The following is a 13,725-nucleotide window of genomic DNA, read 5'->3' on the forward strand; positions in this document are numbered from 1 at the left end:
GGATCAAGGGCGGCCTGATCAGCCTATTCCGGGTTTTCCAGGCTGAACATTTCGGTGCGTTCGTCATAGGCGAACAATTCGGCATAGCGCGCCCAGGAGACGATGGTCTTCAACGTATCGTCGGCATAGGACTCGCTCATGTAATCCTCCAGCTCGTTGCGGAACCGCGCTGCCGGTGCGGTGTGGCTTGGGCGTTCATCCAGAACCCGGCGGATCAGGCCCATCAGAGGCACATAGCTGACCAGATGCTCGGCAAACAGTTTCTTGCGGGCATCGGTTTCCAGATGGGCAAAGCGGGTTCCGGCCTCGGTCAGCACCAGATCGCCTTCGCTCAGATGGGCAAAGCGCAAAAGCTGGAGCGCTTCGCCAAGATGAAACAGCTCGTCGGCCTCCAGTTGCAACTGTCCAGCCAGTACCGGAAGATCGGCGCGGCCATGATAGGGCGCTCCGGCCAGGGCCTCGATCAGGCCCGACAGGATATTGGTCGAAACCGGCTCCAGCACCATGCCCATGCCGGTGCCGGGAATACCGTCCATGGCGGGCAGGCGGGGTTCGGCCCGCGCTGTCATCAGCGCGTAGATGCTGTCCACGAGCTGGCGGAACACCGGGTCAAGCCGGTTACGCGGATGCGGCAGATCGACCTTCAATTCACGTGCCACGCGGCCCGGATTGGAGGAAAATACCAGGATGCGGTCGCACATCAGCACCGCTTCCTCGATGTTATGGGTGACGATCAGTACGGATTTGATCGGCAGGCGGCCTTCGATCCAGAGGTCGATCATGTCGGTGCGCAGGGTTTCGGCGGTCAGCACGTCGAGGGCGGAAAAGGGCTCATCCATCAACAGCAGATCAGGATGGACCACCAGGGCGCGGGCAAAGCCGACGCGCTGGCGCATGCCGCCGGACAGCTCTTTCGGATAGGCGTTTTCAAACCCGTCGAGGCCGATCAGGTCGATGGCTGCCAATGCCAGGGAGCGCCGCTCAGTGCGGTCGACGCCCTTGGCTTCCAGGCCGAGTTCGACATTCTGAAGCACGGTCAGCCAGGGAAACAGCGCAAAGGACTGGAAAACCATCGAGATGCCGGGCGGCGGCCCGTCGATTTCGGTGCCGCGATAGCGGGCGCTGCCCGAAGACGGTGTCAGCAAGCCGGCAATGATGCGCAGCAATGTCGATTTGCCGGAGCCGGAGCGGCCGAGCAAGCCGACGATTTCGCCTTCCTTGATGGCGAGGTCGACATTTTCGAGCACGACAACATCATTGCCGCTGGCCTTGGGAAAGGAGCGAGAGACCTGGGCGATATCGATCAGCGGGGACTTGGCGATGAGATCAAGCATGGGAACAATCCTTTTGTCGGATGACATCATGTCTGTGGTGTTTGGGGTGCCAAGGCACCCCGTTTGATGCGGTTTGGATCAGCCCAGGCGCAGGCGGCTTTCGCCATAGGCATAGAGCGGGCGCCAGACCAGGCGGTTGAACAGCGTCACGAAGGTACACATGACGATGATGCCGAGCACGACCCGTGGGAAATCGCCTGCCGTCGTCGCATTGGCGATGTAGGAGCCAAGGCCCGGCGTGGTCAGCTGAGTATCGCCCCAGCTTGCCACTTCCGCGACGATGCTGGCATTCCAGGAGCCGCCCGAAGCCGTAATGGCGCCGGTGATGTAGTACGGGAAGATGCCGGGCAGGATGACCTTGAACCACCAGCGCCAGCCGGTGATGTGGAAACTGCGGGCGGCCTCCTTGAGATCGCTTGGAAAGGCGCTGGCACCGGCGATCACGTTGAAGAGGATGTACCATTGGGTGCCGAGGATCATCAGCGGGCTCAGCCAGATATCGGCATTGAGCCCGAAATGCACGATCACCACCACGAAGACCGGAAAGGCGATATTGGCGGGAAAGGCCGCCAGGAACTGGGCAAGCGGCTGAACTTTTTCCGAGAGCTTCGGACGCAGGCCAATCCACACCCCGACCGGCACCCAGACCACGGTTGCGATGGCCATCAGCACGATGACACGCAGCAGGGTAATGGAGCCGTAGAGGATAACGGTCGGTATTTCCGACCAGCCGATGCTGGTACGCAGATAATCGAAGCTGATATAGGCGGCCCATGCGGCCAGACCCGCAATGATGGCGATCCAGATCCAGTCGATGGCCCGTGACGCGGCTGGGCTTACAGCCTTGGAACCGAGGCTTGGCAGCTTGGGCAGGCGCAAGGTCCAGACCTGACGGGCCAGCCAGTTCAGCGGAGCGACCAGCAGGCGGGTGACGCGGGCCTTGCGAAACAGGTCGAGCATCCAGGAGCTGGGAGCAACCCCCGAGGCCGTGGTTTCGAAACGGAACTTGTCAGCCCAGGCCACCAGCGGACGGAACATCAGCTGGTCATAGAGCAGGATAATGGCCAACATGGCGATGACAGCATAGAACACCGCGAGGATATCCTGTTGCTTGATAGCCAACGCCACGTAGGAACCGATCCCCGGCAGGGTGATCGTGGTGTTGCCGACGGTAATGGCTTCAGAGGCGACGACGAAGAACCAGCCGCCGGACATCGACATCATGGTGTTCCAGACCAGGCCGGGCATGGCGAAAGGCACGTCAAGCCGCCAGAAGCGCTGCCAGCCGCTCAGCTGGAAGCTGCGGGTGGCTTCTTCCAGGTCCTTGGGCTGGCTGCGCATCGACTGATACATGCTGAAGGTCATGTTCCAGGCCTGGCTGGTGAAGATCGCAAACACCGAGGCCAGTTCCGCGCCGATCACCCGTCCGGGAAACAGGTTGAGGAAGAAGGTGACGGTAAAGGTCAGGAAGCCAAGAATCGGCACCGATTGCAGGATGTCGAGGACCGGGATCATCACCATTTCGGCGCGCCGGCTCTTGGCGGCAACCGAAGCATAGATCAGCGTGAACACCAGTGAAAACAGGATGGCTGCCAGCATGCGCAGAATGGTGCGCAGCGCATAGATCGGCAGATTGGTGGGATCGAGCGACATCGGAGCGGCATCGAGCACTGACAGCGGAACTGTCGTCACCCGCTCGCCATAGGCAAACAGCACGATGACGCCGATAATCAACAAGAGAGCCATCAGGTCCCAATGGTTCGGGAGATGAGAGCGGCGGATGGCAAGGGGAGCGAATTTTGGATGGATCATGGGACGGGCCTATATTTCGCAAAGCGACATCAGGACGGATGGCACTGCAATTTTAGGGTCGGGCAATTTTAGGCAGGGCAGAGAGAGCGGATGGCATGACGATCTGGCTGGACGGTTTGATCCGCAGATCTCCGAAGCGCCTGATAATCCTATAGAATGGTGCGCGACCTCGTGCCACCTCGCATGAGGAAAGGCAGGCATGGCTTAGGCATAGGGGGAATATACTTTTGTATATTCGCCCCGGCGGGACTGTCGCTGCGACGCTTTCCTGCGTAATTTGGATTGAGCCGATCCGGCCCTTGATACCTTGCACCAGGGCGTCAGCCTTTTGCAAAACAGACAGCTATGGCCACCGAAGGATGAAACACATTCTGTTTTCGCAGCACCAGAACCGGCCGAAGCTGAGAGCCGTGTTCATCCTGTTTCTGCTGGTCTGTATCTTCGCAGCCGATACGATCACCAATTTCGAGATCGCTTTTGCGGTGTTTTATATCGCGGTCATTCTGATCGCCATCGGCTTCCTGTCGATGCGCGGGGTCGTCGCACTCGCCATGATCTGTATTGGCCTAACGGTGCTCAGCCTGTTCCTGACCCGGCGCGGATCGTTCGAATCCGGGTTGCTGAATTGTGGCATCAGCACCTGCGCCATTGGGGTGACGACCTATCTCGCCTTGAAAATCGTTGCCGCCCAGGCCGCTATTTACGATGCACAGGCGCAATTTTCCCGCATGGCGCGGCTGACGCGGCTGGGGGAGCTGACGGCCTCTATTGCCCATGAGGTCAATCAGCCGTTGGCTGCCGTCGCTACCAGCGCCGATGCGTGCCGCCGCTGGCTCGATCACACACCGCCCAATCTGGATCGCGCCCGCCAGGCAGCGGAGCGGATTGTCGGCGAGGTGAAACGCGCCAGCGATGTGATCGTGCGGGTGCGCAGACTGGCGAGGAGCGAACCGCCGCAATGTGAGAGTTTCGACCTCAATGCGGCGACGACCGAGGCCATCGGCCTTGCCGAACACGAACTTGAACGCAACAGCATTGCTCTGGAGATGGCCCTTGCGGAAGACCTGCCGCCGGTGCTGGCCGATCGTATCCAGATCCAGCAGGTAATCGGCAATCTCCTGCTCAATGCGATCGAAGCCATGGCGGCTGTTCCCAGTTTCAAACGCGAGCTTTTGGTTTCGACCTTTCTCGATGGGGATGACAGGATCGTGCTTGCCGTTGCCGATTCAGGTCCCGGCATGAAGCAATCGACGCTGGATCATCTGTTCGAAGCGTTCTGGACCACCAAGGAAAGCGGCATGGGCATCGGCCTTGCCATCAGCCGATCGATCATCGAGGCGCATGGTGGACGTATTTCCGTAACGTCTGCACATCGCATGGGAACGGTCGTTCAATTCAGCTTGCCGGTCGGCGAGGAGAACGCAACGTGATGATATCCCAGTTCATGCAGGAGAATAGTGAGCCGATTGTCTATGTGATCGACGATGACGCCTCGGTGCGCGCAGCATTGGAGGATCTGCTCGCCTCTGTCGGCCTGGCGGTGCGCTCGCACGGATCGATCCAGGAGTTTTTGGCCGCGCCGGTTGCCGACGCGCCGGGTTGCCTGGTGCTCGATGTGCGGATGCCCGGCCAGAGCGGTCTTGAATTCCAACAGCAAATGGCGAAACTGGGCATAAGGCTGCCGGTGATCTTCATTACCGGTCACGGCGATATCGCCATGTCGGTCAAGGCGATGAAAAACGGCGCCATCGAGTTCCTGACCAAACCGTTTCGGGATCAGGATCTGCTGGACGCTATTCAGCAAGGCATCGAAAACGACCGCGCGCAGCGACGGCAGGATCATCTGTCCTCTGGCCTGCGGGAGTTATGGCAGACGCTGACGCCGGGCGAGCGGGAGGTCATGGAGTTCGTTGTCCAGGGGCGTCTCAACAAACAGATTGCCGGGGATCTCGGTGTCAGCGAAATCACCGTCAAGGTTCGCCGCGCCCAGTTGATGCGCAAGCTCAATGCAAAATCCGTCGCCGATCTGGTGCGGATCTGGGATCGGCTCGCGGGGCCGGACTGAGCGGATAGCGCCGCGCACTCAAGATGCACGGCGCTATTATTAGCAATGACCAAAATCAGCGCAGGTTTACCAGCTTTGCCAGTTCGCGGGCGCGGTCCAGGCAGCGGGGCTGCTGGTCGAGGAAGCGTTCGGCGCCGATTTCCATGATCAGCATGGTGTCCGGCAGGAAGGTGAGTTCCGCAAAGATCTCGTCCCAGGCGATGTCGCCCCAGCCGAGCGGCAGATGCAAATCGCCGATGCCGAGCGCGGTTGCTTCCGCATTATGGAAGAATTCCTTCATCGTATAGGGCAGGCCAAAGCTGTCATGAACGTGGAGATGGCCGGTTACCGGTGCCATGGCGCGCAATTGTTCACGGAAATCCAGGCCCTTGAAGGTCGATTCGATATAGGCATGGGAGAAATCGATCAGCGCCACGACATGGTCATGGCCGATGGCCTTGACCGTTTCGGCCACCTGGCTCGGTGTCTGGCGATATTGGCCGGTCTCAGTGGTGAAGATGTTTTCAAGCGCGATGCGCACGCCATAGGACTTGGCGATATCGGCCATTTCCAACAGGGCCTCGCGCTCCATCTTGTCGAGATCCGCGCCGTCAACGCCGTCTGCCATCTGGGCTGCACCCGAATGGTGAACGAGGATACCGGCACCAAGGCGGTCGCACAATTCCAGCATGGCGCGAACCACGTTTTTTTGCAGGCGCAGATGCTCGCGGTCCATGAAATTGGAACTGATCTGGCCGTGCAGGGACAGTTTCTTGAAGCTGTATTGGCTGACAATATCAGCGACGCGCTGGGTGCGATCTTCGATAATACGGCCACCGGAGATGATTTCTTCGCCATAAATACCGATTTCGCAGGCAGTTGCGCCGGAATCGGCGATTTCACGCAGTGAGGCGTCCAGTGTCGTCAGATCGCCTTTGCCGGTGCGATTGCAAAAGCCGATGGCGGAAATGATGTCGGTCATGAAAGAACTCCAATGGTCTGTGTCGCTGAGGTCTGGTTATGGGGGGAAGGGCTGTTTGCCGCGCCCGTCATGGGAGAAAAATCGATCCGCTTCTGGCTCTCGCTGTCGAAGAAGTGCAATTGCTGCTGAGGCAGCAACAGCCCGATCGTATCGCCTGCCGCCACCTGCGCTTCTTCGGGAACGGCAATAGCAAAGGGCTGGCCAGCCAATTCGCAATGGACGACGCGGCCAACGCCCAGTTCTTCGACGAATTCGATCAGTGCCGGGACGCCCTGGCCGTGGCTGGCAAGCCGGCATTGTTCCGGGCGGATACCGACGATTACATCGCGGCCGCGCAAAGTATGGGCGACGACCGGATCGATTTCGACCGATGCACCACTGATGCGAATGGTGGAGGTTTCCACCTCGACGCGGGCGTCGAACAGGTTCATGGCCGGGGAGCCGATAAACGAGGCGACGAACGTGGTGGCCGGGCGATGATAGATGTCGAGCGGTCTGCCGACCTGCTCCACATGGCCACGGTTCATCACCACCAGCCGGTCGGCAAGCGTCATCGCTTCCACCTGGTCATGGGTCACGAACACCGAGGTGGCGGACAGGCGCTGGTGCAGTTTGCGGATTTCGGCGCGCATGGTCACGCGCAGCTTGGCATCGAGATTGGATAATGGTTCGTCGAACAGAAAGACCTTTGGCTCACGGATAATGGCGCGGGCCATGGCGACGCGCTGGCGCTGGCCACCGGAAAGGGCGGCAGGCCGACGATCGAGATAATCCTGCAAGCCGACGATTTTTGCGGTCTCGAGAATGCGCCGTTTCCGCTCGGCCTTGGCAACGCCCGCCACCTTCAGCGCATAGCCGATATTGCCGGCCACCGACATATGCGGGTAAAGCGCGTAATTCTGAAACACCATGGCGCAACCACGTTCGCGTGGCTCCAATGTGTTGACGACACGGCCATCGATGGCGATTTCGCCCGAGGTAATGTCTTCCAGTCCAGCGATCATTCGCAGCAGCGTGGACTTCCCGCAGCCGGAGGGACCGAGGATGACCACGAATTCACCTGAGGCAAACAGCAAGTCGATGCCATGCAGGGTTGGCGTCTTGCCGTAGCTTTTGCGCACCGCGCGGATGTCGATATCAGCCATTGTCTTTGAACCTTGTTGTTCTTGCAGGCGCTTTTCAGCGTCACTTTTCCGTGGAAACCAGACCGCGCACGAACCAGCGTTGCAGCACGGCAACCACGACCAGCGGCGGGGCCATGATCATCAGGGAGCCGGCGAGCGTGACATTCCAGTCCGGGATGCCGTTGTCGGACGGCAGCAGTGAGCGCAGCGACATCATCACCGTCTTGTAGTTCGGGTCAGTCACCATCAGCAGCGGCCAGAGATATTGGTTCCAGCCATAGACGAACATGATGGTGGTCAGCGCCAGCATGTTGGTGCGCGAGAGCGGCAGCAGCATTTCAAAGAAGAAGCGGATCGGCCCGGACCCGTCCATCCGTGCCGCCTCGGCCAATTCATTGGGCAGGGTCATGAAAAATTGCCGGTAGAGAAAGGTGCCGGTTGCCGTGGCGACCAGCGGCAGGGTCAGGCCTGCATAGGTGTTGAGCAGGTTCCATTCGATCTTGATGTCGATACCGAACAGCGCCGACAGGATGGATTTGACCGGCTGGAACAGGTCGGCTGCCACCGCATAGGTCGGCACGACCCGGACTTCGAGCGGCAGCATCAGGGTGATGAACACGCCCCAGAAAAACACATGTTTCAGCGGCGTGCGGAAAAACACGATGGCAAAGGCGGTCATGGCCGATAGCGCTACTTTTCCGAGCGTCACCAGGGCCGCCATGATCAGGCTGTTGGTCATCGCCGTGCCGAGATCGGCCCGCGTCCATGCCTGGCTGGCATTGGTCAGGAACTCGCCTTGCGGCAGGAAGCTGAAAGGAACGGCATTGACCTGCGGCATCGTCTGGCTGGCGCCAGCGATCACCACGATGAATGGTCCGATCAGCAGCAGGAGGCCCAGGACCATGATGAGATAGGTGAAGGCATTGGCAATCGGTGTGCGCTGGATCATTCCGGCCTCACTTGTAATGCACGCGCTTCTCGATGAAGCGGAACTGGATGAAGGTGCAGATCATGATCAGCCCGATCAGAATGATGCTCTGGGCCGATGCGCCGGAGTAGTTGAGACCCTTGAACGCCTCATCGACGATCCTGTAGACCATGACTTCGGTGCCATGGTTCGGCCCGCCGTTTGTCATGGAATGGACGATGCCGAATGTGTCGGCGCCGACGAAGCCTTCCGTCATCATGGTGACGAGCAGAAAAAACAGAGTTGGGGCAAGCAGCGGCACCTGCACATCGAAGGCGCGGCGCAAGGGACCGGCGCCGTCCATGGCAGCGGCCTCACTGAGGGCGCGTGGCACTGATTGCAAACCAGCCAGCAGGAAGATGAACGTATAGCCCGACCATTTCCAGATGAAGACGATGATAACAAGCGCCAGGGCGTGGCTGCCGTATTTGGCCGGGTTCCAGAGATCTGGAGAGAAGGAATTGACCATGGCCGCCAGCCCGCGATCGGGCGCCAGAATGAAGCGGAAGGCAATACCCGCCGCCGGTCCGGCAATGGCGAAGGGCAGGATGTAGAAGAACCGGAAGAAACCGGTGCCGGGCAATTGCCGGTCAACGGCAAGCGCCAGCACGAGCCCGATAAAGATGGCAAAGAACGGACCGACTGTGGCGAAGATCAAGCTGACAGTGACTGAATTCCAGTAGAATGGATCGGTCAGTGCTTCCTTGAAATTGGCAAAGCCGACGAATTCCGCAGCACCGCCAAACGGTGGTTCAAGGGTGAAGGCCCAGTTCACCACCGCAGCCACTGGCCAGTAGAAGAACAGGATGATCAGGATGATCTGCGGCAGCGCAAACAGGATAGGCAGCCACCAGTTCTTGAAAACGGCGCGTTGTTCCATGTCGTGACCAATATGCTGGAATGAAGGAGGAAGCCCGCCGATCCGGCAGGCTTCCGGGAGTAATGACCGCCGAGGCTTAGTTCAGCTTCTGACCGGCATAGGTCTTTTCAAAGCGGCGCAGGATGGCATTGCCGCGTTCGACCGTCTGGTCCAGCTGGGTCTGCACATCGGCATTCTGCATGAAGATCGCCTCAAACGAGGTCGTGACTTCCTTGCGGATCTGGGTGAAGCTGCCCAGGCGGATACCACGGCTGGTATCGGATGTCGGCGTATAGGTCAGGCTGGCAATGGCCAGTTCACGGCCCTTGTAAGGCGCCTTATCGTAGAAACCATTGGCTTTCATGGCGTCGAAGCCGGTCTTGGTGACGGGAATATAGCCAGTCACCGTCGACCACCATTGTACCATGTCCGGCTGGGCGAGGAAGTTAAGGAAGGCAGCTGCCCCCTTGTATTCCGCTTCCGGACGACCGGCGAGAACCCAGAGCGAAGCACCGCCGACCAGAGAATTCTGGCGCTCCGTACCCTTCCAGACGGGCAGCATGGCGACATCCCATTTGACGTCAGCCGGCAGTGTCTTGCCGACGGTGCCGTGGTCAGCAATCGACGACTGGATCATCTGGCAAGTCTGCGAGGTGAAGGCCGGAACGACATCCATGCCGAGCTGCTTGGTCTTCACCACGAACAGCTTCTCATCCTGCATCTTCTTGAAGAATTTTACATGATCCACGAATTTGGTCTTGTTGAACACCAGTTCGGCATCAAGACCCTGATAGCCATTGGCTTTTGTGGCGATTGGCTGGTTGTGGATGGCGGAAAACTGTTCCAGCATTGGCCATGGATCGAAATTGAAGCCCAGCGGGCACTCATAGCCAGCGGCCTTCAGCTTGCGGGCTGCTTCCTCGACATGTTCCCAGGTATCCGGCTTGAAGGTAATGCCAGCCTTCTCAAACGCGCTGACATTATAATAGAACATCGCGGTCGAGGAGTTGAACGGGAAGGACTGCAATTCGCCGCCAGCCGTGGCGTAGTAGTTTGCGATGCCGCCGAAATAGTTGTTCCAGTCGATCTTGTAGCCATTGTCGGCCATCAGCTTCTTGGCTGGAATAAAGGCCTTGGACAGCATCAGATCCAGCGTGCCGGCATCGTAGATCTGGGCAATGGCTGGCTGCTTCTTGGCGCGGTAGGCGGCAATGGTATTTTGCAGGGTGGTGTCGTAATCGTTCTGCGAGGTGCAGACGATTTCGAAATTGGCCTGGCTGTCGTTGAACTTGCGGCAGGCGTCCTGGACGCGCTCGCCAAGGTCGCCGCTCAGGCCATGCCAGAACTCGAACTTGACCTTTTCGGCCATAGCCGGTGCTGCCCCCAGCGTCGTGGCGGCCAAAAGGCCAGCCAACAAGGTTTTCAAAGCGTAGATTTTCATCGCAAATGCCTCGTTTTCAGGAAAACAATTCCGCTTTACCCCCGGAAATTGAGGGGGTTCTAACGGGCATTTATGATGGCTCGACTACGCTTCCATGACGCTTGCGTGAAGATTTTTCGTCTGATCGGTGACAGGCTAATACAAAGAGTCATTGAAAATCACTCTTTGTATTCCACTTTTGAATATCTCAAGTCTCTAATGCATTTGAGATATTCAAAACCCCTTCAAGTCGAGGATGCGTCAGCATCTTCGAGACTTGGTATAATCGACAGCACCGCGCTTTCCTTAGAGCGCGGTGCTGTTTATCGGTTCATGCCGCCGGTTGCTGTTTTGCCCTGGCGACAATCTGGGTGGGGCTGACGAATTGCAGGGCGATGACCAGCCAGAACAGGGTGGTGACCATATAGACCACGGCCATGGCATCGATGGATTGCGATGCGCGAACCCCGGACGCGAAGACCGCATAGTAGAGCGACACGACCAGCGTTTGCGTCGTCGGCCCGGCAATCAGGAAGGTCAGCTCGAACATGGCGATAGTGCGCACCAGCACCAGCAGCAGGGCCGCTAACATGCCCGGCAGCAGCAGCGGTAGCAGGATGCGGGTGAACAGGCTCCAGGTGCCAGCGCCGAAGACCTTGGCCGCAGCCTCGATGCGCGGATCGATCTGCTCGATGAAGGGGATCATGACAAGGATGACGAAGGGCAGCGACGGCACGAGATTGATCAGCACGACGCCCCAGAAAGTGCCGCCAAGGCCGACCTGATAGAGAACCGTGGCCAGCGGAATGCCATAGGTGAGCGGCGGTACCAGAAGCGGCAGCAGGAAGGTGAGGATGACAAGCTTTTTGCCGGGAAAATCCCGCCGGGCCAGCGCATAGGCGGTGACCACCCCGAGCAGGCCTGAAATAATCACCACGGTGAAGGTGATCTGGAAGGTGACGGCGACGACGCTGGACAGCTGAAACTCGCTCCAGGCGTCGGAATACCAGCGGGTGGTCCAGCCGGTCGGCAGCCATGTACCCAGCCAGCGCCGGGCAAAGGAATTGACCACGACGGAGGCAATCACCGCCACGAGATTGAGGATGAACAACCCGGCGAGCGCCCAGACTGCCATACGCCAGAGTTTTGAGCCGATGCCCTGATCGCGGATCATGATCTAGCCTTTCGTTCCGGCGACGGGGCCGCGATAGAAGAGGGAGCGCAAGGCCAGGATGGCCGCGACGATTGCCAGCTCGATAACGCCCATGATGATGGCGATGGCCGAGCCCAGCGAGTGATTATATTGCTCGAAGGCGGCCTGATAGGCAGCAATCGAGATCACTCGCGTCGGCCCGGCGGGTGCACCGAGCAACACAGCCGAGGGAAAGACCGCAAACGCCTGCACGAAGGACAGGCAGAAGGTGACGGCAAGGCCCGGCACCAGCAGCGGCAGAAACACGTTCATGAAGCGCTTGCGGGCATTGGCCCCCAATGTCGCCGCTGCCTGTTCAATGGCAGGATCGATGCCGGTGACGTAGGACAGCGTCAGCAGGAAGGCGAAAGGAAAGCCCGAAATCAGCAGCGACGCAAACACGCCCCAGTAATTGTTGGTGAGCTTGACCGGCGTATCGAGAATGCCGATCAGGATCAGGCTGCGGTTGAACCAGCCCTGGGGCCCGAGAAAGGTCAAAAGACCGTCCGCAATGAACACGGTGCCGAGCGTGACCGGCAGCACGAGAATGGTGGTCAGAAAACGCTGGCGGGTCATCAGCCGCACCCGGAAGGCAATCGGCAAGGCAAGCGCCAGATTGACCACGGTGACCGGCAGCGCCAGCCAAAGCGTGGCGGAAATGGTCTTGTATTGAAACGGATCGGTGAAGAAGGTGACGTAATTGGTGTACCAGGCGCCCTCTGCTGGTGTCAGTGAGTCAACGACGCCATACATGAACGGATAGATGAACAGCGCGAGGATGACCAGCAGGCCCGGCAATACCAGCAGCGTCGTGCCGTCTATTCCCCTGGCTGCAAGCGAGACACGAAGGGAAGACTGGCTCATGCATCACCTTTGAAGATCAGCGCGCGGCCTTCTGCCGGACGAACGCTGGTGGCGGTGCCGCGTGGTAGCAATATATCCGAGCGAAAATGAACCTCTGCGCCGTCGCTGGCTGCTGCGGCACCAAAATAGGCTCTACCGCGATATTCCATGGATTTGACCGTCACCGGAATGCCGCTGCCATCCTGGACGGCGATCATATCCTCCGGCCTGACGCTGAGCACAGCCGCATCGCCGACGCGAAGGGGTTGGCGCAGCGCGCCGGTAATGGTTGCGCCTGCTGCATCAATCTGGGCCTCGTCGCCGGAAACCGCTGTGATACGCCCGGCAATCCGGGTGCGAAACCCCATGAAATCGGCGACGTCGACATGGTTCGGGCGCATGTAAAGATCTTCCGGCGTGCCGATCTGGCGGATATGGCCCTGGCTCATCACCACGATCCGATCTGCCATCGACAGCGCTTCGTCCTGATCATGGGTGACATAGATGGTTGTCGAGCCGATCTGGTCGTGAATGGCGCGGATATCGGCGCGCATTTCCAGTCGCAGCTTGGCATCCAGGTTGGAAAGCGGCTCATCCATCAACACGACCGGCGGGCGGATGACGATGGCGCGGGCAATGGCGACACGCTGCTGCTGGCCGCCGGAGAGTTGTCCCGGCAATTTATCCGCCTGCGAACCGAGCCGTACCAGCTCAAGCGCCGCTTCGATGCGACGGTTGACTTCAGTGCCTTTGATACCCTGCATGGAGAGGCCGAAGCCGACATTGCGCCGTACGGTCATGTGGGGAAACAGGGCATAGCTTTGGAAGACCATGCCGAAGCCGCGCTTTTCCGGCTCCAACTGATCGATGCGCTGGCCGCCGACCCGGATCTCGCCACCCGTCAGCGGCAAAAGCCCGGCGATACAATTCAGCGCCGTGGATTTTCCGCAGCCGGAAGGGCCGAGCAGTGCGATGAACTCGCCCGGCTCGATGGCGAGATCAATACCGTCGAGCGCTTTATAGGCGCCGAAAGCACGGCGAAGGCCGATAAGCTCAAGCTTCGCCCCTTGTTTGGGCTGGGTAGCCTGCGTCGATAAGGGGGCTGGCGCGACCACGTTATTCTCCTGTCTGCGGAAAAATCATAGGCA

12 protein-coding genes are annotated in these 13,725 nt (G+C 59.3%); 2 read left to right on the forward strand and 10 right to left on the reverse strand.

What is annotated here, in order from left to right; all coding sequences use genetic code 11:
- Nucleotides 1-23 precede the first annotated feature (23 nt).
- Together V6582_RS24860 and V6582_RS24865 are read right to left on the reverse strand one after the other, a co-directional pair.
- Entirely contained in the window at nucleotides 24-1,334 is a 1,311-nt protein-coding gene (locus V6582_RS24860; protein ID WP_156630186.1) for an ABC transporter ATP-binding protein, read from the reverse strand.
- Nucleotides 1,335-1,412: 78 nt separating this feature from the next.
- Nucleotides 1,413-3,146: an ABC transporter permease gene (locus tag V6582_RS24865; protein ID WP_156630178.1), complete on the reverse strand. Its 1,734-nt coding sequence runs from the start codon at nucleotides 3,144-3,146 to the stop codon at nucleotides 1,413-1,415.
- A gap of 359 nt (nucleotides 3,147-3,505) precedes the next feature.
- On the opposite strand from V6582_RS24865, the gene V6582_RS24870 reads away from it, so the two are divergent.
- Together V6582_RS24870 and V6582_RS24875 are read left to right on the forward strand one after the other, a co-directional pair.
- On the forward strand, nucleotides 3,506-4,576 hold the full coding sequence (locus tag V6582_RS24870) for a sensor histidine kinase (protein WP_156630176.1): 1,071 nt from the start codon (nucleotides 3,506-3,508) through the stop codon (nucleotides 4,574-4,576).
- Complete coding sequence (locus tag V6582_RS24875) at nucleotides 4,576-5,211, forward strand: response regulator transcription factor (RefSeq protein WP_156630431.1); 636 nt, start codon at nucleotides 4,576-4,578, stop codon at nucleotides 5,209-5,211. Before V6582_RS24870 ends, V6582_RS24875 begins: the two co-directional genes overlap by 1 nt.
- A 55-nt stretch (nucleotides 5,212-5,266) precedes the next feature.
- Here V6582_RS24875 and V6582_RS24880 read toward each other — a convergent pair whose 3' ends face one another.
- The 8 genes from V6582_RS24880 to V6582_RS24915 all read right to left on the reverse strand — a co-directional run bounded on the left by V6582_RS24880 (nucleotide 5,267) and on the right by V6582_RS24915 (nucleotide 13,692).
- Entirely contained in the window at nucleotides 5,267-6,172 is a 906-nt protein-coding gene (locus tag V6582_RS24880; protein ID WP_156630173.1) for a sugar phosphate isomerase/epimerase family protein, read from the reverse strand.
- Nucleotides 6,169-7,317, reverse strand: a complete 1,149-nt coding sequence (locus V6582_RS24885; RefSeq protein WP_156630170.1) for a sn-glycerol-3-phosphate import ATP-binding protein UgpC — start codon at nucleotides 7,315-7,317, stop codon at nucleotides 6,169-6,171. The genes V6582_RS24880 and V6582_RS24885 overlap by 4 nt, the downstream gene beginning before the upstream one ends.
- A 40-nt stretch (nucleotides 7,318-7,357) precedes the next feature.
- Nucleotides 7,358-8,245 carry an ABC transporter permease subunit gene (locus V6582_RS24890; protein WP_156630168.1) on the reverse strand — a complete coding sequence of 296 codons (888 nt, stop codon included), beginning with the start codon at nucleotides 8,243-8,245 and terminating at the stop codon, nucleotides 7,358-7,360.
- A 7-nt stretch (nucleotides 8,246-8,252) separates the two neighbouring features.
- Complete coding sequence (locus tag V6582_RS24895; RefSeq protein WP_156630166.1) at nucleotides 8,253-9,143, reverse strand: carbohydrate ABC transporter permease; 891 nt, start codon at nucleotides 9,141-9,143, stop codon at nucleotides 8,253-8,255.
- A 76-nt stretch (nucleotides 9,144-9,219) separates the two neighbouring features.
- Nucleotides 9,220-10,563, reverse strand: coding sequence for an extracellular solute-binding protein (locus tag V6582_RS24900; RefSeq protein WP_156630164.1), 1,344 nt, complete (start codon nucleotides 10,561-10,563; stop codon nucleotides 9,220-9,222).
- A gap of 310 nt (nucleotides 10,564-10,873) precedes the next feature.
- Complete coding sequence (locus V6582_RS24905; RefSeq protein WP_156630162.1) at nucleotides 10,874-11,716, reverse strand: ABC transporter permease; 843 nt, start codon at nucleotides 11,714-11,716, stop codon at nucleotides 10,874-10,876.
- 3 nt (nucleotides 11,717-11,719) lie between these two features.
- Nucleotides 11,720-12,598 carry an ABC transporter permease gene (locus V6582_RS24910; protein ID WP_156630160.1) on the reverse strand — a complete coding sequence of 293 codons (879 nt, stop codon included), beginning with the start codon at nucleotides 12,596-12,598 and terminating at the stop codon, nucleotides 11,720-11,722.
- On the reverse strand, nucleotides 12,595-13,692 hold the full coding sequence (locus tag V6582_RS24915; protein ID WP_337739155.1) for an ABC transporter ATP-binding protein: 1,098 nt from the start codon (nucleotides 13,690-13,692) through the stop codon (nucleotides 12,595-12,597). Before V6582_RS24915 ends, V6582_RS24910 begins: the two co-directional genes overlap by 4 nt.
- Between the last annotated feature and the right edge of the window lie 33 nt (nucleotides 13,693-13,725).

It is taken from the genome of Agrobacterium vitis (assembly GCF_037039395.1).
Taxonomy (GTDB): domain Bacteria; phylum Pseudomonadota; class Alphaproteobacteria; order Rhizobiales; family Rhizobiaceae; genus Allorhizobium; species Allorhizobium vitis_E.